This window comes from Streptomyces sp. NPDC002588 (assembly GCF_040295925.1).
GTDB lineage: Bacteria > Actinomycetota > Actinomycetes > Streptomycetales > Streptomycetaceae > Streptomyces.
The window spans coordinates 239,082-259,396 of record NZ_JBEOWF010000003.1; the positions used below are offsets into that span (position 1 = coordinate 239,082).

Annotated in this window: 21 protein-coding genes; 11 read left to right on the forward strand and 10 right to left on the reverse strand. The window is 72.1% G+C overall.

What is annotated here, in order from left to right; all coding sequences use genetic code 11:
- Window positions 1-32: 32 nt before the first annotated feature.
- The 4 genes from ABT057_RS05605 to ABT057_RS05620 all read right to left on the reverse strand — a co-directional run bounded on the left by ABT057_RS05605 (window position 33) and on the right by ABT057_RS05620 (window position 3,945).
- A complete protein-coding gene (locus ABT057_RS05605; protein ID WP_352341163.1) occupies window positions 33-1,124 on the reverse strand; it encodes an acyl-CoA dehydrogenase family protein in 1,092 nt (363 codons plus the stop codon).
- Entirely contained in the window at window positions 1,121-2,302 is a 1,182-nt protein-coding gene (locus ABT057_RS05610) for an acyl-CoA dehydrogenase family protein (RefSeq protein ID WP_352341164.1), read from the reverse strand. Before ABT057_RS05610 ends, ABT057_RS05605 begins: the two co-directional genes overlap by 4 nt.
- Window positions 2,299-3,276 carry an NADPH:quinone oxidoreductase family protein gene (locus tag ABT057_RS05615; protein WP_352341165.1) on the reverse strand — a complete coding sequence of 326 codons (978 nt, stop codon included), beginning with the start codon at window positions 3,274-3,276 and terminating at the stop codon, window positions 2,299-2,301. The genes ABT057_RS05610 and ABT057_RS05615 overlap by 4 nt, the downstream gene beginning before the upstream one ends.
- A gap of 96 nt (window positions 3,277-3,372) precedes the next feature.
- Entirely contained in the window at window positions 3,373-3,945 is a 573-nt protein-coding gene (locus tag ABT057_RS05620; RefSeq protein WP_352341166.1) for a helix-turn-helix domain-containing protein, read from the reverse strand.
- Between the two features lie 77 nt (window positions 3,946-4,022).
- Between ABT057_RS05620 and ABT057_RS05625 the strand changes: the two genes are divergently transcribed.
- The 5 genes from ABT057_RS05625 (at window position 4,023) to ABT057_RS05645 (ending at window position 8,736) form a co-directional block, all read left to right on the forward strand.
- Window positions 4,023-4,988, forward strand: a complete 966-nt coding sequence (locus tag ABT057_RS05625) for an NAD(P)/FAD-dependent oxidoreductase (protein WP_352341167.1) — start codon at window positions 4,023-4,025, stop codon at window positions 4,986-4,988.
- 29 nt (window positions 4,989-5,017) lie between these two features.
- Window positions 5,018-6,556 carry an ATP-dependent DNA ligase gene (locus ABT057_RS05630; RefSeq protein WP_352341168.1) on the forward strand — a complete coding sequence of 513 codons (1,539 nt, stop codon included), beginning with the start codon at window positions 5,018-5,020 and terminating at the stop codon, window positions 6,554-6,556.
- Entirely contained in the window at window positions 6,553-7,017 is a 465-nt protein-coding gene (locus ABT057_RS05635) for an NUDIX hydrolase (RefSeq protein ID WP_352341169.1), read from the forward strand. Before ABT057_RS05630 ends, ABT057_RS05635 begins: the two co-directional genes overlap by 4 nt.
- Window positions 7,018-7,088: 71 nt before the next feature.
- Window positions 7,089-8,474 carry an NADP-dependent succinic semialdehyde dehydrogenase gene (locus tag ABT057_RS05640; RefSeq protein ID WP_352341170.1) on the forward strand — a complete coding sequence of 462 codons (1,386 nt, stop codon included), beginning with the start codon at window positions 7,089-7,091 and terminating at the stop codon, window positions 8,472-8,474.
- Window positions 8,475-8,499: 25 nt separating this feature from the next.
- Window positions 8,500-8,736 carry a DUF6213 family protein gene (locus ABT057_RS05645; protein WP_189927474.1) on the forward strand — a complete coding sequence of 79 codons (237 nt, stop codon included), beginning with the start codon at window positions 8,500-8,502 and terminating at the stop codon, window positions 8,734-8,736.
- 20 nt (window positions 8,737-8,756) lie between these two features.
- Here ABT057_RS05645 and ABT057_RS05650 read toward each other — a convergent pair whose 3' ends face one another.
- Window positions 8,757-9,983, reverse strand: coding sequence for an acyl-CoA dehydrogenase family protein (locus tag ABT057_RS05650; RefSeq protein ID WP_352341171.1), 1,227 nt, complete (start codon window positions 9,981-9,983; stop codon window positions 8,757-8,759).
- Between the two features lie 177 nt (window positions 9,984-10,160).
- Here ABT057_RS05650 and ABT057_RS05655 point away from each other — a divergent pair, with 177 nt between their 5' ends.
- Window positions 10,161-10,805 carry a TetR/AcrR family transcriptional regulator gene (locus ABT057_RS05655; protein WP_352341172.1) on the forward strand — a complete coding sequence of 215 codons (645 nt, stop codon included), beginning with the start codon at window positions 10,161-10,163 and terminating at the stop codon, window positions 10,803-10,805.
- Between the two features lie 85 nt (window positions 10,806-10,890).
- Here ABT057_RS05655 and def read toward each other — a convergent pair whose 3' ends face one another.
- A complete protein-coding gene (def, locus tag ABT057_RS05660) occupies window positions 10,891-11,427 on the reverse strand; it encodes a peptide deformylase (RefSeq protein WP_352341173.1) in 537 nt (178 codons plus the stop codon).
- 157 nt (window positions 11,428-11,584) lie between these two features.
- On the opposite strand from def, the gene ABT057_RS05665 reads away from it, so the two are divergent.
- From ABT057_RS05665 to ABT057_RS05685, 5 genes are all read left to right on the forward strand, one after another.
- Window positions 11,585-12,823 carry a MurT ligase domain-containing protein gene (locus tag ABT057_RS05665; RefSeq protein WP_352341174.1) on the forward strand — a complete coding sequence of 413 codons (1,239 nt, stop codon included), beginning with the start codon at window positions 11,585-11,587 and terminating at the stop codon, window positions 12,821-12,823.
- 31 nt (window positions 12,824-12,854) lie between these two features.
- Window positions 12,855-13,583 carry a type 1 glutamine amidotransferase gene (locus ABT057_RS05670; RefSeq protein ID WP_352341175.1) on the forward strand — a complete coding sequence of 243 codons (729 nt, stop codon included), beginning with the start codon at window positions 12,855-12,857 and terminating at the stop codon, window positions 13,581-13,583.
- Between the two features lie 212 nt (window positions 13,584-13,795).
- Window positions 13,796-14,821, forward strand: a complete 1,026-nt coding sequence (locus tag ABT057_RS05675; protein WP_352341176.1) for a 6-phosphofructokinase — start codon at window positions 13,796-13,798, stop codon at window positions 14,819-14,821.
- A gap of 104 nt (window positions 14,822-14,925) precedes the next feature.
- Window positions 14,926-15,876: a cytochrome c oxidase assembly protein gene (locus tag ABT057_RS05680; RefSeq protein ID WP_352341177.1), complete on the forward strand. Its 951-nt coding sequence runs from the start codon at window positions 14,926-14,928 to the stop codon at window positions 15,874-15,876.
- Window positions 15,877-15,959: 83 nt separating this feature from the next.
- A complete protein-coding gene (locus ABT057_RS05685) occupies window positions 15,960-16,130 on the forward strand; it encodes a hypothetical protein (protein WP_352341178.1) in 171 nt (56 codons plus the stop codon).
- A gap of 68 nt (window positions 16,131-16,198) precedes the next feature.
- Here ABT057_RS05685 and ABT057_RS05690 read toward each other — a convergent pair whose 3' ends face one another.
- Genes ABT057_RS05690 through ABT057_RS05705 form a run of 4 tightly spaced genes read right to left on the reverse strand, consistent with a single transcriptional unit; the run spans window position 16,199 to window position 20,241 of the window.
- On the reverse strand, window positions 16,199-17,404 hold the full coding sequence (locus ABT057_RS05690; protein ID WP_352341179.1) for a sensor histidine kinase: 1,206 nt from the start codon (window positions 17,402-17,404) through the stop codon (window positions 16,199-16,201).
- Entirely contained in the window at window positions 17,401-19,116 is a 1,716-nt protein-coding gene (locus ABT057_RS05695; protein ID WP_352341180.1) for a sodium/solute symporter, read from the reverse strand. The genes ABT057_RS05690 and ABT057_RS05695 overlap by 4 nt, the downstream gene beginning before the upstream one ends.
- A gap of 13 nt (window positions 19,117-19,129) precedes the next feature.
- Complete coding sequence (locus ABT057_RS05700; RefSeq protein WP_352341181.1) at window positions 19,130-19,489, reverse strand: hypothetical protein; 360 nt, start codon at window positions 19,487-19,489, stop codon at window positions 19,130-19,132.
- Window positions 19,490-19,491: 2 nt separating this feature from the next.
- The gene (locus ABT057_RS05705) at window positions 19,492-20,241 is read right to left on the reverse strand and encodes a LytR/AlgR family response regulator transcription factor (protein ID WP_352341182.1); all 750 of its coding nucleotides are present in this window, start codon (window positions 20,239-20,241) and stop codon (window positions 19,492-19,494) included.
- Between the last annotated feature and the right edge of the window lie 74 nt (window positions 20,242-20,315).

Here is a 20,315-nt window from a genome sequence, read left to right on the forward strand (position 1 = left end):
CGGGCTTCACCGGGTGAGATCCGGGGCGTCGGTCAGGGCGCGCGCAGGTCGACGAGTTCGGCCAGCGCCTCGCGGTGGGCGCCCGCCGTGCCGTAGGCGATGGAGTCGGCCTTGGCCCGCTTGAGGTAGAGGTGGACGGGGTGCTCCCAGGTCATCCCGATGCCGCCGTGCAGTTGCAGCGCCTCCTCGGCGGCCCGGACGGCGACCGGCGCCGCGCAGGCCTGGGCGACCGCGACCGCCAAGGCCACCTCCTCACCGGACGTACCGGTGGCGAGCGCGTCGGCGGCGTTGCGGGCGGCGGCCCGCAGCCCGGCGACCTCCAGCCACAGCTGGGCCAGCCGGTGCTTGAGCGCCTGGAAGCCGCCGACGGGCCGGTTGAACTGCTTGCGCTCCTTCAGGTAGCGCACGGTCTCGGTCAACGTCCAGTCGGCGAGACCGAGTTGTTCGGACGCGAGCAGCCCGGCACCGGCCCGCAGGGCGCGGCGTACCGCGGGTTCGGCATCGCCGAGGCGGCGGCCGGGGGCTCCGGCGAGGGTGACGGTCGCGAGGGGGCGGGTGAGGTCGAGGGACACCTGCGGAGTGACGACCGCGGCAGAGGCGTCGACCGCGTACAGGCCGCCGTCCTCGGCCGGTACGAGCAGCACGTCGGCGGCAACCGCGTCCGCGACACCGGTCAACTCGCCGTGCAGCGCGCCGCCTTCGACGCGCACGACCGGGAAGGCAGCGCCCGGGGCCGTGTGCAGCCCGACCGCCAGCGCGCCGATCGTCCGCCCGGACGCCAGCCGTCCGAGCAGTTCCCCGTCGCCGAGGCGGAGCAGCGCCTCGGTGGCGACCACGGCGCTGGTCAGGTACGGCACAGGAGCGACCGCCCGTCCCAACTCCTCCAGGACCACGGCGACTTCGCGATGAGTGGCGCCCTGGCCGCCCTGTTCCTCGGGCACCAGCAGACCGGCGAGGCCCATGCCGTCGGCGAGCGCCTTCCAGGCCGCGAGGTCGTGCGGGGCGTCCGACTCGGTGCGGGCGATCACACCCGGCGCGTCGCAGTGGTCGGCCAGCAGGTCCCGTACCGCCGACCGCAGCGCCTCTTCCTCCTCGGAGTAGAGAAGATCCGGCTGTGTGCTCATCGGGACAGGTCCTTCCAGGCGACTTCCTTGTCGGTGCGCGGCTCGGCGGGCAGGCCCAGGACGCGCTCGGCGACGATGTTCAGCAGGACCTCGCTGGTCCCGCCCTCGATGCTGTTGCCCTTCGAGCGGAGATAGCGGTAGCCCGCGTCCCGCCCGGTGAAGTCCACCAGCTCCGGGCGGCGCATGGTCCAGTCGTCGTACAACAGGCCTTCCTCGCCGCGGAGTTCGACCTCCAGCCCGCTGATCTCCTGGTTGAGGCGGGCGAAGCCGAGCTTCATGCCGGCGCCCTCGGGGCCGGGCTGTCCGGCGGCGAGCTGCTGGCGCAGACGTTCCGCGGTGAGCCGGGCGACCTCGGCCTCCACCCACAGCTTCAGCAGACGCTGGTGCAGATCGTGGGTGCGCAGGTCCGGGCGCTCGCGCCAGGTCTTCGCGACCGGCCCGATCATGCCGCCCTCGCGGGGCAGCCGCATGCCGCCGATGGCGACGCGTTCGTTGTTCAGCGTGGTCTGCGCGACCCGCCAGCCGTCGCCGACCGCACCGAGCCGGCGGGAGTCGGGGATGCGGACGTCGGTCAGGAAGACCTCGTTGAACTCGGCCTCGCCGGTGATCTGGCGCAGTGGCCGGACCTCGACGCCCGGGTCGGTCATGTCGCAGATGAAGTAGGTGATACCCGCGTGCTTGGGCACGTCCGGGTCGGTGCGGGCGATGAGGATGGCCCAGCGGGCCAGGTGGGCGCTGGACGTCCACACCTTCTGCCCGTTGACCACCCAGACGTCGCCTTCCCGGACGGCGCGGGTGCCGAGCGCGGCCAGGTCGGATCCGGCGCCCGGCTCGCTGAACAGCTGGCACCAGACCTCCTCCCCCACCCACAGGGGCCGCAGATGGCGCCGCTTCTGCTCCTCGGTGCCGTAGTTCAGGATCGTCGGCGCGGCCATGCCGAGGCCGATGCCGATGCGGCGCGGGTTGTTGTCGGGCGCGCCCGCGGCCTCGAGTTCGGCGTCCACGACGACCTGGAGGGACCGGGGCGCGCCGAGGCCGCCGAGGCCCTCCGGGTAGTGGACCCAGGCCAGACCCGCGTCGAAGCGGGCCCGCAGGAAGTCGAGGCGGTCGGTGGACGCGGGCGGGTGCGCGGCCAGGAACTCTTTCGTACGGCTCTGCAGTTCCTCGGCGGTGGTCATGCGGCGGCTCCGTTCCGAAGCGACGGGAGGATGGTCACCCGGCCGGTGGTGACACCGTCGGCGACCCGCTGCACGGCCGCGGCCGCTCCCTCGAGCGGCACCCGCTCGCTCACCAGGGGCCTGACGGCGCCCCGGGCGGCGAGCTCGGTGAGCTGTTCGTGGCAGTGCTGGACCAGCTTCGGGTTCTTGGTGTTGTACAGGCCCCAGTGCAGACCGAGGATCGAGTAGTTCTTCACGAGGGCGTGGTTCAGCCCGGGGCTCGGGATGCTCCCGCTCGCGAAGCCGACGACGACGATCCTGCCCTCGAAGGCGACGACCTTGGTGGACTGGGTGTAGGCCTCGCCGCCCACGGGGTCGTAGACGACGTCCGCGCCCCGCCCGCCGGTGGCCTCCTTCACCGCGCCGACCACGTCCTCGGTGCGCCGGTCGATGACCACGTCACAGCCCAGCTCGCGGGCGACGGCGGCCTTTTCGGCGCCGCCGACGACTCCGATGACGGTCGCGCCCGCCGCCTTGCCGAGCTGCACGGCCGCGCTGCCGACCCCGCCTGCGGCGGCGTGCACGAGGAGCGTCTCGCCGGCTTCGAGCCCCGCCCGGCGGTGCAGTCCGAACCAGCCCGTCTGGTAGCCGACGTGCAGCGCGGCGGCCTCGGCGTCGTCGAGGGAGTCCGGGGCGGGCAGCAGGGCGGCGGTGTCCGCGACGGCGTACTGGGCGAAACCGCCGTACGGCAGCGCGGGGTTGGCGATCACGCGGCGGCCGTCCTCGGTCTCGCCGCAGATCTCCACGCCCGGAGTGAAGGGCAGCGGCGGCCTGACCTGGTAGTGGCCGCGGCACATCAGCACATCCGGGAAGTTGATGTTCGCGGCGCGCACCCTGAGCAGGACCTGGCCGTCACCGGGCACGGGCCGCTCCACCTCCTCGAGCCGCATCACCTCGCCCGGCTCGCCGTTCTCGTGCACCTGCCATGCCTGCATGCGGAGCCTCCACGGACTGCTTCGTCTGACCCTGGTCCAGGGCATACTAAGCGGTCGCTTGTCGATCGGGGAACAGCCGTGGCCCAGTCGCGTGTGTCACGTCCGCGAGGGCCGCGCCCGCACGTGCATCCGCTCCCCCTGCGGCCCGAAGAGACTGAGGAACTCGGCAGGCCCCGCCCCCGTCGATCCGAACCAGTGCGGCACGCGCGTGTCGAACTCGGCGGCCTCTCCCGCCGTCAACACCACGTCGTGCTCCCCGAGCACCACCCGCAGCCGCCCGGACATCACGTACAGCCATTCGTAGCCCTCGTGGGTACGCGGCTCCGGCTCCTCCTCCCGCTGCGGTACCAGCACCTTGAAGGCCTGCAGTCCGCCGGGCTGCCGGGACAGCGGCCAGAAGGTGCGCCCGTGCCGCACGAGCGGCTCGGCGCGCACCCGGGGGTCGCCCACCGGCGGCGCGCCGACCAGCTCGTCCAGCGACACCTGATGGGCCTGGGCGATCGGCAGCAGCAGTTCCAGGCTCGGCTTGCGCAGCCCCGACTCCAGCCGGGAGAGGGTGCTGACGGAGACACCGGTCGCCTCGGAAAGCGCGGCCAGCGTCACCTCCCGCTCCTTCCGGATCCGGCGCAGGCGGGGGCCCACTTCGGCGAGAACGTCTTCGGCAGCCATACCCGTATTGCAGAATCGGCAAAGAGGTTTGTCAATCCCATGGGGTCCGGGCCACCTTCTCGGTGGAGGTGGTCACCATGACCCTGAAGCACAGCGAGCCGCACCCCGAGCAGTACACCGAGCGGTACGAAGCGGTGGTCGTCGGCGGCGGTGCGGCGGGCCTGTCCGCGGCCCTCGTGCTGGGCCGGGCCCGGCGCCGGACACTGGTCGTCGACGCGGGCGAGCCGCGCAACGCGCCCGCCGCCCACATGCAGGGCTTTCTGTCGCGGGACGGCATGCCCCCCGCCGAGTTCCTGGCCGTCGGCCGCGAGGAGATCGCCCGCTACGGCGTGGAGCTGGTCCGCGGCCGTGCGGTGGACGCCGTCAGGGGCGAGGACTTCATCGTCGTCATCGAGGGCGGCCGGACCGTGCGCGCCCGGCAGCTCGTCGTCGCCACCGGCCTGAAGGACGAACTGCCCCCGGTCGAGGGACTCGCCGTGCGCTTCGGCCGGGATGTGCTGCACTGCCCGTACTGCCACGGCTGGGAGGTCCGCGACAAGGCGTTCGGGGTGCTGGCCACCAGCCCGTTGAGCGTGCACCAGGCGCTGATGGTGACCCAGTGGTCGAAGGACGTGACCCTGTTCCTGCACACGGTGGACGAGGAGGAGCTGACCGACGACGACATGCGCCGGCTGGCGACGGCCGGGGTTCGGGTCGTGCCCGGCGAGGTGGCCGCCGTGCTGACCGAGGACGACCGGCTCACCGGGGTGCGGCTGGGGGACGGGACGGCGTACGACCGCGAGGTGCTGTTCGTCGCGCCGCGCGCCGTGCCGCGGACGGATCTGCTGCAGCGTCTGGGCGCGGAGATGACGGAGACGCCCTTCGGCGCCTACCCGGTGGTCGACGCGCGCGGGCTGACCACCGTCCCCGGTCTGTGGGCGGCGGGCAACGCCTCCGGCTTCGCCGAGCAGGTGGTGAACGCGGCCAGCCGCGGCTACCGGGCCGGGGCCGCGATCAACGCGGAGCTGCTGATGGCGGACCTCGACCGGGCCGTGCGGGTGTAGTCCGCGGCGCGGCGTTGCACCATGGCTGCATGCTGCTGACCCGGCTCGCCAAGGTGTCCCGGGAGGTCGCCGCCGCCTCGGCGCGCTCCCGCAAGATCGCGCTGCTCGCCGAGCTGTTCCGGGACGCGGAGGCGGACGACGTACCGATCGTCATCCCCTACCTGGCCGGACGGCTCCCACAGGGGCGGATCGGCGTCGGCTGGAAGGTGCTGAGCCGCCCGGTCGACCCCGCCGGTTCGCCGACGCTGACCGTGCGGGAGGTGGACGCGCTCCTCACCGCTCTCGGCACGGTGTCCGGCGCCGGCTCTCAGGCCGAACGGGCCCGGCTGGTGGGCGAGTTGATGGGTGCGGCCACGGCGGAGGAACAGCGGTTCCTGCTCGGGCTGATCACCGGGGAGGTCCGGCAGGGCGCCCTGGACGCGGTGGCCGTGGAGGGGCTGGCACGGGCGACGGGGGCACCGCCGGCGGACGTACGGCGGGCGGTGATGCTGGCGGGCTCCCTGCAGACGGTCGCCCGGACGCTGCTCGCGGACGGCCCGGCGGCGCTGGAGGAGTTCCGGCTGACCGTCGGCCGCCCGGTCCTGCCGATGCTGGCGCACACCGCGTCCTCCGTCGCCGAGGCGGTCGGCAGGCTCGGCGTCTGCGCGGTGGAGGAGAAGCTCGACGGGATCCGGGTCCAGGTGCACCGGGACGGCGACGACATCCGCCTCTACACCCGCACGCTCGACGACATCACCGACCGCCTGCCCGAAGTGACTTCGGCGGCACGGGAGTTGCGAGGCGAACGCTTCATCCTGGACGGCGAGGTCATCGCCTTCGACGAGAGCGGGCGGCCCCGTTCCTTCCAGGAGACGGCGGGCCGGGTCGGCTCCCGGGTGGACGTGTCGGCGGCCGCCGAGGCCGTCCCGGTCTCCCCCGTCTTCTTCGACGCGCTGTCCGTGGACGGCCACGACCTGCTCGACCTGCCGTTCGCCGAGCGGCACGCGGAGCTCGACCGGCTGGTGCCCGAGCCGATGCGGGTGCGGCGGACGCTGGTGCGGGGACCGGAGGACGGCGACCGGGCGGAGGAGTTCCTCCGGCAGACGCTGCGGCGCGGTCACGAGGGCGTGGTCGTGAAGGCCCTGGACGCCTCCTACAGCGCGGGGCGGCGCGGCGCGTCCTGGCTGAAGGTCAAACCCGTGCACACCCTCGACCTGGTCGTGCTGGCCGCGGAGTGGGGTCACGGCCGGCGCAGCGGCAAGCTCTCCAACCTGCACCTCGGCGCCCGCACCTCCGACGGCGGCTTCGCCATGCTGGGCAAGACCTTCAAGGGCATGACCGACGCGATGCTCACCTGGCAGACGGCACACCTCCAGGGGCTCGCCGTGCGGGAGGAAGGGTGGGGGGTGACCGTACGCCCCGAACTCGTCGTGGAGATCGCCTACGACGGCCTGCAGCGCTCCACCCGCTACCCGGCCGGCGTCACCCTGCGCTTCGCGCGCGTGGTCCGCTACCGCGAGGACAAGCGGCCGGAGGAGGCCGACACGGTGGAGACCCTGCTCGCCGCCCACCCGGAGGTGCACCCGTGACGCAGAAGCGCAGCGCCGGACTGCTGCTGTACCGGCGCGGGGAAACCGGCACGGAGGTGCTGCTCGGCCATATGGGCGGCCCGTACTTCGCGAAGAGGGACACCGGGGCGTGGACGGTCCCCAAGGGCGAGTACGAGCCCGACGAGCCCGCCTGGGACGCGGCCCGCCGTGAGTTCCGGGAGGAGCTCGGGCTGCCGCCGCCCGACGGCGAGGCGATCGGTCTCGGTGAGGTCCGGCAGTCGAACGGCAAGATCGTCACCGTGTGGGCCGTCGAGGCGGACCTCGATCCGGCGGCGGTGGACCCCGGCACGTTCACGATGGAGTGGCCGCCCAGGTCGGGGCGGACGCAGGAGTTCCCGGAGCTGGACCGGGTGGCCTGGTACGGCCTGGCCCGCGCCCGCGAACTGATCGTCCCGGCCCAGACGGCGTTTCTCGACCGTCTCACGGAGCACTCGCCCTGACGCGCACGCGTTGCGGTGTCCGGTGCGGCGCGGGAAGGTCGAAGCACACACGGCTCCACAGGAGGTCGGTCATGCCCATCGCGACGGTGAACCCGGCGAACGGCGAGACGCTCAAGACGTACGAGGCCATGGGCGCGGAGGAGCTGGAGCGGCGGCTCCAGCTCGCGGAGGCCACGTTCCGTACCTACCGGCTGAGCGGTTTCGTCGACCGCGGGCGCCTGCTGCTGCAGGCCGCGAACCTGCTGGAGGAGGACCAGCAGGACATCGCCCGGGTGATGACGACCGAGATGGGCAAGCCGGTGAAGCAGGCGCGTGCGGAGGCCGCGAAGTGCGCCAAGGCGATGCGCTGGTACGCCGAGCGGGCGGAAGGGCTGCTCGCCGACGAGCGGCCCGCCGCGGCCGACGTCGAGGACTCCGGGGCCTCCCGCGCCCTGGTGCGCTACCGGCCGCTGGGCCCGGTCCTCGCGGTGATGCCGTGGAACTTCCCGCTGTGGCAGGTGATCCGGTTCGCCGCGCCCGCGCTGATGGCGGGGAACGTGGGCCTGCTCAAGCACGCCTCCAATGTCCCGCAGACCGCCCTCTACCTGGAGGACCTCTTCCACCGCGCCGGTTTCACCGAGGGCTGCTTCCAGACCCTGCTGATCGGCTCGGGCGCGGTCGACGAGATCCTGCGCGACGAGCGGGTGAAGGCGGCCACCCTGACCGGCAGCGAGCCCGCCGGACGGGCCGTGGCCGCCGCCTCCGGGGAGATGGTCAAGAAGACGGTGCTGGAGCTGGGCGGCAGTGACCCGTTCGTCGTGATGCCGTCCGCGGACCTCGACCGGGCCGCGCGGGTCGCCGTGACGGCCCGGGTGCAGAACAACGGGCAGTCGTGCATCGCCGCCAAGCGGTTCATCGTCCACTCGGACGTGTACGACGCGTTCGCCGAGCGCTTCACCGAGGGCATGAAGGCGCTGAAGGTCGGCGACCCGCTGGAGGAGGAGACGGAGGTGGGTCCGCTGGCGAGCGAACAGGGGCGGGCCGACCTGGAGGAGCTGGTGGACGACGCGCGGCGGTCCGGGGCCGCCGTGCTGTGCGGGGGCGAACGGCCGGAGGGGTCCGGCTGGTACTACCCGCCGACCGTCCTCGCCGGGGTGACCCGCGAGATGCGCATCCACCGCGAGGAGGCGTTCGGGCCGGTCGCGACGCTGTACCGGGCGGCCGACCTGGACGAGGCCGTACTCATCGCCAACGACTCACCGTTCGGCCTGAGTTCGAACGTCTGGACGACGGACGAGGGTGAAGTGGACCGTTTCGTCCGGGATATCGAGGCGGGCGGTGTGTTCTTCAACGGGATGACCGCCTCGCATCCGGCGTTCCCGTTCGGCGGGGTGAAGCGGTCGGGGTACGGACGTGAGCTGTCCGGGCACGGAATCCGAGAGTTCTGCAACATCACCACGGTTTGGCACGGCGCGTGAGCGCCGCGCGGCTACGATCCCGGGTGTGAACCGCGAAGTGACCCTGCCTCTGATCGTCGACGACCGCGGCACCCTGCAGGTCTCCGCGGCCGATGTGAGCAAGCTGCTGCGGACGCTGGGCGGCCGGTGGCTGCACCTCGTCGAGGCGGGCGCGGACGGGCTCGACGAGGACACGGTGGCCGCCCTGACCATCGAGCTGGCCAAGCTGGCCGACCGCATCGACGTGGCGTGCATCGCGCACAGCAGCGGCGGCACGCCGTAGTCGACCCCTCCCGTACGGGACTACCGGATCGGCATCCCCGACAGCGTGCGCGCGATGACCAGCCGCTGGATCTCGCTCGTCCCTTCGAAGATCGTGTAGATGGCCGCGTCCCGGTGCATCCGCTCCACCGGATACTCCCGCGTGTACCCGTTGCCGCCGAGAATCTGGATCGCCTGCCCGGTGACCTTCTTCGCCGTCTCGCTCGCGAACAGCTTCGACATCGAGCCCTCGGCGGCGGTGAACGGCTTCCCGCTGATCGCCATCCAGGACGCCCGCCAGACCAGAAGCCGCGCCGCGTCGATCTGGGTGCGCATGTCGGCGAGCTGGAAGGCCACGCCCTGGTTGTCGATGATCGGCCGGCCGAACTGCTCGCGGGTCCTGGCGTAGTCGAGGGCGACCTCGTACGCGGCGCGGGCCGTGCCCACGGCCATCGCGCCGACCGCCGGACGCGAGGCCTCGAAGGTGGCCATCGCCGCGTTCTTCACCCGCTCGCCGCCCGACCTGGCCCGCTCCCGGGCCCGGGCGAGGCGCTCGTCCAGCTTCTCCTTGCCGCCCAGCAGGCAGGAGCCCGGGACGCGCACGCCGTCGAGGACGACCTCGGCGGTGTGCGAGGCGCGGATGCCGTGCTTCTTGAACTTCTGGCCCTGGGAGAGGCCCGGGGTCCCCGGCGGGACGATGAAGGAGGCGTGGCCCTTGGAGCCGAGCTCCGGGTCGACGACGGCCACGACGACGTGGACGTTGGCGATGCCGCCGTTGGTCGCCCAGGTCTTCGTGCCGTTGATCACCCACTCGTCCTTGGCCTCGTCGTACACGGCACGCGTGCGCAGGGAGGCGACGTCGGAGCCGGCGTCGGGCTCGGAGGAGCAGAACGCGGCGACCTTGACGTCGCTCGCGTCGCCGTACATCTGGGGGATCCAGGTGCCGATCTGTTCCTCGGTTCCGTTGGCGAGAACGCCCACGGCGGCGAGGCCGGTGCCTACGATCGACAGGGCGATGCCCGCGTCGCCCCAGAACAGTTCCTCCATGGCCATCGGGATACCGAGGCCGGTGGGGTCGAAGTACTGCTGCGCGTAGAAGTCGAGGGAGTAGATGCCCACCTTCGCGGCCTCCTGGATGACCGGCCAGGGAGTCTCCTCACGCTCGTCCCATTCGGCGGCCGCGGGGCGGATCACGTCGGCCGCGAAGCCGTGCAGCCAGTCCCGGACCTCCTTCTGTTCGTCGTTGAGCTCCATGGTGAACTCGGCCATGTCCCCTCCAGCGGCGGGCGTGCGTGTTACTAGCGGTAACGCGAGTCTGTTACTGATCAGTAGAGAAAGTCAACTCCTGATGACGGACCCGGGGCCCGCCAGCCAGTTCGATGTCAGGCTGCTGTCAGGTGTTAGTTTGCGCAGGCGTCACCGAATCAACACGGGTGGGGAGAGCACATGGACACCACGCAGCGGACCGAGCAACAACGGTCCGCCGACCGCCGACGGCGCGAGTTGCTGGAGGCCGCGGACCGGGTGGTGCTGCGGGACGGCCCCCAGGCTTCCATGAACGCCATCGCGGCGGAGGCCGGCATCACGAAACCGATCCTTTATCGCCACTTCGGCGACAAAGGAGGCTTGTACGCGGCGCTCGCCAAGCGGCACACCGACGCGCTCCTCGACTCGCTGCGCGCCGCGCTGGACGCGCCCGCCGAGCGCCGGGAGCGGGTCGAGGCGACCCTCGACACCTACCTCGCCGCCATCGAGGCCCGGCCCCAGGTGTACCGGTTCCTGATGCATCCCTCCGAGGGGGGCCAGGGGGGAGACCAGGGGTTCGACGTCGGAAAGCACAGTGCGCCGTTGCTCCGCCGGATGGGTGAGGAACTGGCCCAGGTGATCGAGGACCGGCTGGATCTCGGGCCCGGGAGCCAGCAGTTGGCCCGGGTGTGGGGGCACGGCATCGTCGGGATGATGCATGCGGCCGGGGACTGGTGGCTCGGTGAACGGCCCTGCTCCAGGGCGGAGCTGGTGCGGAGTCTGGCGGACCTCCTGTGGGGCCGTCTCGCGGCCGCGGGGGACAAGATCGGGGGTCCGGGGTTCTGATCCCCGGCCGGCTTCCCCGCCCCCCGGCCAGTGCCGCGGCAGGCAACGTTCGCCCCGTCGCGGCGCCCGGCACGCTGCCGCGGCACTAGCTCCAGGAGGCACGGCGCACTTGGCGCATCAGCCGCTTCCTCCGCCAGCCCCCCACCCGGTCCGCGTAGACCACGCCCTCGAGGTGGTCGCACTCGTGTTGCAAGCATCTGGCAAAAAATCCCGTGCCGTGGACCCTCACCAGGTCGCCCGTCACCGTGCGGCCCTCGACGACCGCGTGGTCGGGGCGTTCCGTTCCCGCCTCCAGGCCCGGCAGGGAGAGACAGCCCTCGGGGCCGCGCAGGACGATCCCGTCCGCCTCGACCAGACGGGGGTTCACGACATGGCCCACATGGCGGACCTCGTCGTCGTCCGGGCAGTCGTAGACGAAGACCCGCAACGCTTCGCCGACCTGGTTGGCGGCGAGGCCGACGCCCTGAGCTGCGTACATCGTGGCGAACATGTCCTCCACGAGGCGGGCGAGTCCGGGCCCGAAGTCGGTGACCTCGCGGCAGGGCTGTGCGAGGACCGGGTCGCCGAGCAGACTGAGAGGCCGGACGCGCCCGTGGGCGCCCGGGATGGAGCCGTGTCGCATGGCGGCAAGGGTACGGTCCTTTCTGACACGCGCATGCCGACGGACGCGTGAGGCGGTGCCGCGATTCGGGAGTGCGAATGGATCTCGATAGGCTGACCACCTACCACGTTGCCGTACGGCAGAGGCGCGGCGCGTACGCAAGGAGGATCGAGAACTGATGGCAGGCAACTCGGACCCGCTCACGCCGCGGGCCAAGATCGCCGTGACCGCGGGCAAGGCGGTCGCTGCGGCATCGCGCGCGGCCGGACGCGGCAGCGGATCGGTGATCGGTGGCCGGGTGGCGCTCAAACTCGATCCCGACCTTCTCGCCCGGCTTGCCCAGAACCTGGACGTAGTCCTCGTCTCGGCGACGAACGGGAAGACCACCACGACCCGGCTGATCGCCGAAGCGCTGCGGGCGGCCGGCCCCGTCGTGTCGAACGCGCTCGGCGCCAACATGCCGGCCGGCATCACCTCGGCGCTCGCGGGCGGTTCCGAGGCCAGATACGGCGTCATCGAGGTCGACGAGAAGTACCTCGCCGGCGTGGCCCGGGACACCGCGCCCAAGTGCATCGCCCTGCTCAACCTCTCCCGGGACCAGCTCGACCGCGCCGCCGAGACCCGGATGCTCGCCGAGAACTGGCGGGAGGGGCTGGCCGGTTCCAAAGCCGTCATCGTCGCCAACGCCGACGACCCGCTGGTGGTGTGGGCCGCCTCCTCGTCGCCGAACGTGGTCTGGGTGGCCGCGGGCCAGATGTGGAAGGACGACGCCTGGTCCTGCCCGTCCTGCGGCGGCGTGATGCAGCGGCCGGGCGACGACTGGTACTGCGGCGAGTGCGGGTTCCGCCGGCCGCAGCCCAGCTGGGCGCTCTCCGGGGACCACGTTCTCGACCCGCACGGCTCCGCCTGGCCGATCCACCTGCAGCTGCCGGGGCGGGCCAACAAGGCCAACGCCGCCTCCTCCGCGGCCGTCGCCGCCGTGTTCGGGGTGCCGCCGCAGGTCGCGCTGGAGCGCATGTACCAGGTGCAGGCCGTCGCCGGGCGCTACGACGTCGTCCAGTTCCAGGGCCGTGACCTGCGCCTGCTGCTGGCCAAGAACCCGGCGGGCTGGCTCGAGACGTTCAGCCTGATCGATCCTGCGCCCGCCCCCGTGATCCTCTCGGTGAACGCGCGCGGCGCCGACGGCACCGACACCTCCTGGCTGTGGGACGTCGACTACACGCGGCTGACCGGCCACCCGATCTGCGTCATCGGCGACCGCAAGCTGGACCTCGCGGTCCGGCTCGAGGTGGCGAACCAGCACTTCCAGGTGTGCGACAGCGTCGACCAGGCCGTGCAGATGTGCCCGCCGGGCCGGATCGAGGTCATCGCGAACTACACCGCGTTCCAGGACCTGCGCCGCCGCGTCGGCAACTGACCGCGAACTGACCACGGAGGACGAGCAGTTCATGAGCGACAACCAGCTACGGATCGTCTGGGTCTACCCGGACCTGCTGAGCACCTACGGCGACCAGGGCAACGTCCTGGTCGTGGAGCGCCGGGCGCGGCAGCGCGGCCTCGACGTGGCCCGGCTCGACGTGCGCAGCGACCAGCCGATCCCGACCTCCGGCGACATCTACCTCATCGGCGGCGGCGAGGACCGGCCGCAGCGGCTCGCGGCGGAGCGGCTGCTGCGCGACGGGCACCTGTACCAGGCGGTGAACAACGGCGCGATCGTGTTCGCGGTCTGCGCCGGCTACCAGATCCTGGGCCACGAGTTCGTCAACGACGTCGGCCAGCGTCAGCCCGGACTCGGTCTGCTCGACGTCACCACGGTGCGCGGCGAGGGCGAGCGGTGCGTCGGTGACGTCCTCGGCGACATCGACCCCCGGCTCGGCCTGCCCCCGCTGACCGGCTTCGAGAACCACCAGGGCGTCACCCGTCTCGGTCCGACCGCCCGGCCGTTCGCCCGGGTCCAGATCGGCAAGGGCAACGGCACGGGGGACGGCACGGAGGGCGCGTACAACGACACCGTGTTCGGTACGTACATGCACGGACCGGTGCTCGCCCGCAACCCGCTCATCGCCGACCTGCTGCTGAAGCTGGCGCTCGACGTGAACGCGCTCCCGCCGAGCGACGACCGCTGGTACGAGGCGCTGCGCAGCGAGCGCATCGCCGCGGCCCAGCAGCCCGCCTGACCCGTCCCCAGCCCGCCTCCGACCCGTCTGTTCACCTGCTTTTCAGAGTGCCGTCAGCAGCCCGTCTGTCGGTGCCTCCGCACAGGTGAGCAGGCGCGTCCAGCAGGCGGACGCGTGCTTCGGTCCCGCCCCCTCATGCCGCTAGGGTGGCGGGGATCGAGCCGGACAATGCGGTCCGGACCCGGCCCTCGTGGAGAAGGTTGTTTCGGGCTATGCGCATTGGTGTCCTCACGTCCGGCGGCGACTGCCCCGGCCTGAACGCCGTCATCCGGTCCGTCGTGCACCGTGCCGTCGCCGACCACGGCGACGAGGTCATCGGCTTCCGGGACGGCTGGAAGGGCCTCCTGGAGTGCGACTACCTCAAGCTCGACCTCGACGCGGTGAGCGGCATCCTCGCCCGCGGCGGCACCATCCTCGGCTCCTCCCGGGTCCAGCCCTCGCATCTGCGGGACGGCGTCGAGCGGGCCAAGGGCCACCTCGAGGAACTCGGCCTCGACGCGGTCATCCCCATCGGCGGTGAGGGCACCCTCAAGGCGGCCCGCCTGATGTCCGACGGCGGGCTGCCCATCGTGGGCGTGCCGAAGACCATCGACAACGACATCGCCGTCACCGACGTCACCTTCGGCTTCGACACCGCGGTCGGCGTGGCCACGGAGGCCCTGGACCGGCTGAAGACCACCGCCGAGTCCCACCAGCGGGTGCTGGTCGTCGAGGTCATGGGGCGGCACACCGGCTGGATAGCGCTGCAGTCCGGCATGGCGGCGGGCGCCCACGCCATCGTCGTACCCGAACGCCCCTTCGACATCGAGGAGCTGGCCCGGCGGGTCGGCGAGCGGTTCGAGGCGGGGAAGCGGTTCGCGATCGTCGTCGCGGCGGAGGGGGCGAAGCCGAAGCCCGGCACCATGGTCTACGACGAGGGCGGCAAGGACATCTACGGGCACGAGCGGTTCGCCGGGATCGCCCGCCAGCTGTCGATCGAGCTGGAGTCCCGGCTCGGCAAGGAGGCCCGTCCGGTCATCCTCGGGCACGTGCAGCGGGGCGGGACGCCGACGGCCTACGACCGGGTGCTCGCGACCCGGTTCGGGTGGCACGCGGTGGAGGCGGTGCACCGGGGTGAGTTCGGGAAGATGACGGCCCTGCGCGGGACGGACATCGTGATGGTCCCGCTGGCCGAGGCCGTGAAGACACTCAAGACCGTGCCGGCCGAGCGGTACGCCGAAGCGGAGACCGTTCTCTAGGGCGTCGACTCCCACTGCCCCCGGTGACGGAGATCGCCGGGGGCGGTTCTACTCTTGGGGCGGCAGGAAACGTACAACCCCCCACGAATCAGGAGCCGCCCACCATGGACCACAGCGGGCACGGCGTGAGTATGGATCTGTTGCCGTTCACGCTGGGGCGGGGCCTTCAGTGGTCGGCGGATCCGTTCTTCCTCGTCGCCTGTGTGGCGGGGCTCGGGCTGTACGCCTGGGGGGTCGTACGGCTGCGGCGGCGCGGGGACTCCTGGCCCGTCGGGCGGACCGTGTCGTACGTCGTCGGGGTGCTGACCGTCATGCTCGTGATGTGCACCAGGCTGAACGACTACGGGATGGTCATGTTCAGCGTGCACATGGTGCAGCACATGATCATCAGCATGCTGTCGCCGATCCTCGTGCTGCTCGGCGCCCCCGTCACGCTGGCGCTGCGCGCGGTGCCGGCCGCGGGCGCGGGGCGCAAGGGGCCGCGCGAGCTGCTGCTGATGCTGCTGCACAGCCGGTACATGCGGATCATCACGCACCCGGCGTTCACCATCCCGCTGTTCATCGCCTCGCTCTACGCCCTCTACTTCACGCCCATCTTCGACTTCCTGATGGGCTCCAGGACCGGGCACATCGCGATGATGGTGCACTTCTTCGCCGTGGGCGTGGTGTTCTTCTGGCCGATCATCGGGGTCGACCCGGGCCCGCACCGGCCGGGCTACCTCATGCGGATGCTGGAGCTGTTCGCGGGCATGCCGTTCCACGCGTTCTTCGGCATCGCGCTGATGATGGCCTCCCAGCCGATGGTGAAGACGTTCGAGAACCCGCCCGCCTCGCTGGGCATCGACGCCCTCTCCGACCAGACCGCCGCCGGCGGCATCGCGTGGGCGTTCAGTGAGATCCCGTCCGTGCTGGTGCTGATCGCGCTGCTGTTCCAGTGGTACGGCTCCGAGCAGCGGCAGGCCAAGCGCAAGGACCGGGCGGCCGACCGGGACGGCGACAAGGAGCTGGAGGCGTACAACGCCTATCTCGCCTCGCTGGACGCACGCGGGCGCTGAACCCGGGGCGCCATCGGGGAACGCAGGGCACCATGGAGGTGGACACGCCCAGCGGTGGGCGGCCCTGAGGAGAGGGTGTCGCGATGGCCGGTTCCACGGACGGTTCCACGAAGACCATGGGGGTGCTCACTCTCGGCGGGCTGGTCGTGGTGACCGCCTACACGGTGGCTCTCGGCAGCAACGGCTGGCTGTGGTTCGGCTGGGTCGTGCTCGGGCTGATCACCCTCGCGATGATCGCGCTGAAAAACAGCTGAAAGCCGGCTGACCGGAGCTGATCACCGGGCCGGCGCTCGGCCGGTCGCCGTGCCGGTCACCGTGCTGGTCACTGGGGGGCGACCCGGGCCGCCGAGTGCACGCCCGGCTGGTACTTCGGCAGCCTGGCGGTGATCTTCATGCCCGCTCCCACGGCCGTCTCGATGACGAGGCCGTGATCGTCGCCGTACACCTGGCGGAGCCGGTCGTCGACGTTGGACAGGCCGATGCCGCCGGACGGACCGACCTCGCCGGCCAGGATGCGGCGCAGCTGGACCGGGTCCATGCCGGCGCCGTCGTCCTCGATGACGACGAGTGCCTCGGCGCCGGTGTCCTGCGCGGTGATCTGGATGTGGCACTGCTCCGCCTTGCCCTCGAGGCCGTGTTTCACGGCGTTCTCGACGAGGGGCTGGAGGCAGAGGAAGGGCAGGGCCACGGGCAGGACCTCCGGGGCGATCTGGAGGGTGACGGCGAGCCGGTCACCGAAGCGGGCCCGGACCAGGGCCAGGTAGTGGTCGATGGCGTGCAGCTCGTCCGCGAGGGTGGTGAAGTCGCCGTGCCTGCGGAACGAGTAGCGGGTGAAGTCGGCGAACTCCAACAGCAGTTCGCGGGCGCGTTCGGGGTCGGTGCGGACGAAGGACGCGATCACGGCGAGCGAGTTGAAGATGAAGTGCGGGGAGATCTGGGCGCGCAACGCCTTGATCTCCGCCTCGATCAGTCTCGTACGGGACTGGTCGAGATCCGCCAGCTCCAGTTGGACGCTGACCCAGCGGGCCACCTCCCCCGCCGCCCGTACCAGCACGGCGGACTCCCGGGGCGCGCAGGCGACGAGGACGCCGTGCACCCGGTCGTCGACGGTGAGCGGGGCGAGCACCGCCCAGCGGACCGGGCAGTCGGCGTGGTCGCAGGTCAGGCGGAAGGCCTCGCCGCGGCCGCTGTCCAGGACGCCGGCCAGCCGCTGGGTGATCTGGGCGCGGTGGTGTGCGCCGACGCCGTCCCAGGCCAGCACCTCCCCCCGGTCGGTCAGACAGAGCGCGTCGGTGCCGAGCAGGGTACGCAGTCTGCGGGCGGACTTGCGGGCCGTCTCCTCGGTCAGTCCGGCGCGCAGCGGGGGTGCGGCGAGGGAGGCGGTGTGCAGGGTCTGGAAGGTGGCGTGCTCCACGGGCGTGCCCAGGCCGCCGAGGTTCTCGGGGCGGGCGGTGCGGCGGCCGAGCCAGAAGCCGAGGGCGAGGAAGGGGAGGATGGCGATGCACAGGCCCGCCAGGAAGCCGCTCACGCCTTCACCTCCGTGGCCCTCAGTTCCTCCGGCAGATGGAAGCGGGCCAGGATCGCCGCCGTGCCGGCCGGGATCCGGGCCGGGGTGGCCAGGGAGACCAGGACCATCGTCAGGAACCCCAGGGGTACGGACCACAGCGCGGGCCAGGCGAGCAGCGCGTGCAGCCGGCCCGTGCCCGGCAGGCCCGCCATCGTCGCGGCCACGGCCAGGAACGCCGAGCCGCCGCCCACCACCATCCCGGCCGCCGCGCCGGGCGGGGTGAGCCGGCGCCACCAGATGCCGAGGACCAGCAGCGGGCAGAAGGAGGACGCCGACACCGCGAAGGCGAGGCCCACCGCGTCCGCCACCGGCAGCCCGCCCACCAGCAGGCTCGCCGCCAGGGGTACGGCCATGGCGAGCCCGGTACCGAGCCGGAAGTGCCGTACGCCCCGGGTGGGCAGGACGTCCTGGGTGAGGACGCCCGCCACCGCCATGGTCAGCCCCGACGCCGTGGACAGGAACGCGGCGAACGCTCCCCCGGCGACCAGTGCGCCCAGCAGATCACCGGCCAGGCCGCCGATGAGCCGGTCGGGCAGCAGCAGGACGGCGGCGTCGGCGTCGCCGGTGAGGGCCAGCTCGGGGGTGTACAGACGGCCGAGGGCGCCGTAGACGGGCGGGAGCAGGTAGAAGACGCCGATCAGGGCGAGGACGGCGACCGTGGTGCGGCGGGCGGCGACTCCGTGCGGGCTGGTGTAGAAGCGGACGACGACGTGCGGGAGGCCCATGGTGCCGAGGAAGGTGGCGAGGATCAGGCCGTACGTCGCGTACAGCGGGCGCTCCTCGCGGCCGGCGGCCAGGGAGGTGGACATGCCGCCGCTGGTGCCGCGCTCGGCCCTGGGGACCGCCGTGCCCTCGGCGAAGGTGAGCCTGGTGCCCTGCTGGATGCGGTGGGTGCCGGCGGGCAGGCGCAGGACGGTGTCGTCGTGCGGGCGGCCGTCGACGGTGCCGTCGACCGTCACGGTCAGCGGACGGTCCAGGGTGAGGTCGAGGGTGTCGTCGACGCGGACGGTCCGCTGCTCGCGGAAGGCGGCCGGTTCCTGGAAGGCGTGCCGGGGCGCCCCGTCGCCCTGCCAGGCGAGGACCAGGAAGAGGGCGGGGACGAGGAGCGCGGTGAGCTTGAGCCAGTACTGGAAGGCCTGCACGAAGGTGATGCTGCGCATGCCGCCGGCGGCGACGGTGGCGGTGACCACGACGGCGACGATCAGTCCGCCGAGGGAGTCGGGTGCGCCGGTGAGGACCGTCAACGTGAGTCCGGCGCCCTGGAGTTGGGGCAGCAGATAGAGCCAGCCGACACCGACGACGAGGGCGCCCGCGAGCCGTCTGACCGTCTGGGAGGCGAGGCGGGCCTCGGCGAAGTCGGGGAGGGTGTAGGCGCCGGAGCGGCGCAGGGGGGCCGCCACGAAGAGGAGCAGGACCAGGTATCCGGCGGTGTACCCGACCGGGTACCAGAGCATGTCCGGGCCCTGGACGAGGACGAGTCCGGCGATGCCGAGGAAGGAGGCGGCGGACAGGTACTCGCCGCTGATGGCGGCCGCGTTGAGGCGGGGACCGACGGTGCGGGAGGCGACGTAGAAGTCGGAGGTGGTACGGGAGACGCGCAGGCCGAAGGCGCCGACGAGGACGGTCGCCACGACGACGAGGGCGACGGCGGGGACGGCATAGGTCGAGTTCACCGGTCAGTGGCTCTCATTTGTCCTCGACCAGCCGCACGAGGTCCCGTTCGTTGCGTTCGGCGCGGTGTACGTACCAGCGGGCGAGCAGGACGATCGGGAGGTAGAGGCAGAAGCCGAGGACGGCCCATTCCAGACGGCGGGCGTCGGGCAGCGCCGCGAAGAGCAGCGGCAGGGGGCCGACGAGGAGGGCGAGCACGGCGAACGCCGTGAGGGCGGCGCGGAGTTGGGAGCGCATCAGGGAGCGGACGTAGGTGTGGCCGAGGGTGGTCTGCTCGTCTATCTCGGTGCGCGGGCGGTAGTAGGCGGAGGCGCGGCGGGTACGGCGGGGCGGGCCGGTGACGACGACGCGCCGCTCGACGGGGTCCTGCGGCACGGCTAGGGCCTCCTCATCAGCAGGTCCCGCAGTTCGCGGGCGTGGCGGCGGCTGACCTGCAGTTCCTCCCCGCCGACCAGGACGCTCACCGTGCCGGCGTCCAGGCGGAGTTCTCCTATGTGGCGCAGCGCGACCAGGTGGCGGCGGTGGATGCGGACGAAGCCGCGGCCGCGCCAGCGCTCCTCCAGAGCGGAGAGGGGGATGCGGACGAGGTGGCTGCCGCGGTCGGTGTGCAGCCGGGCGTAGTCGCCCTGGGCCTCGACGTGGGTGATGTCGTCGACGGCGACGAAGCGCGTCACTCCGCCGAGTTCGACGGGTATGTGGTCGGGGTCGGGCTCGTGGACCGGGATGCGGGGTGCCGTCCCGCGGAGTTCGGCGGCGCGGCGGACTGCCTCGGCGAGGCGCTCCTTGCGGACGGGCTTGAGGACGTAGTCGACGGCCTTGAGGTCGAAGGCCTGGACGGCGAAGTCCTCGTGGGCGGTGACGAACACGACGAGCGGGGGCCGGGCGAAGCCGGTGAGGAGACGGGCCAGGTCGAGGCCGTCGAGGCCGGGCATCTGGATGTCGAGGAAGACGACGTCGATGGCCTCCGGACCGTGCGGGCCGGACTCCAGGGCGCGGTTGATGCGGCGCAGCGCCTCGGTCGCGTCGCCGGCGCCCTCCACGCTGCCGATGCGGGGGTCGGTGTTCAGGAGGTAGAGCAGTTCCTCCAGCGAGGGGCGTTCGTCGTCGACGGCGAGGGCGCGCAGCATGAACGTGGAGTGTAGGGGCGATCGGCGCGGCGGGACACGTGCCGGGGTGTGGACGTGTCCGCTGGATAAGGTGC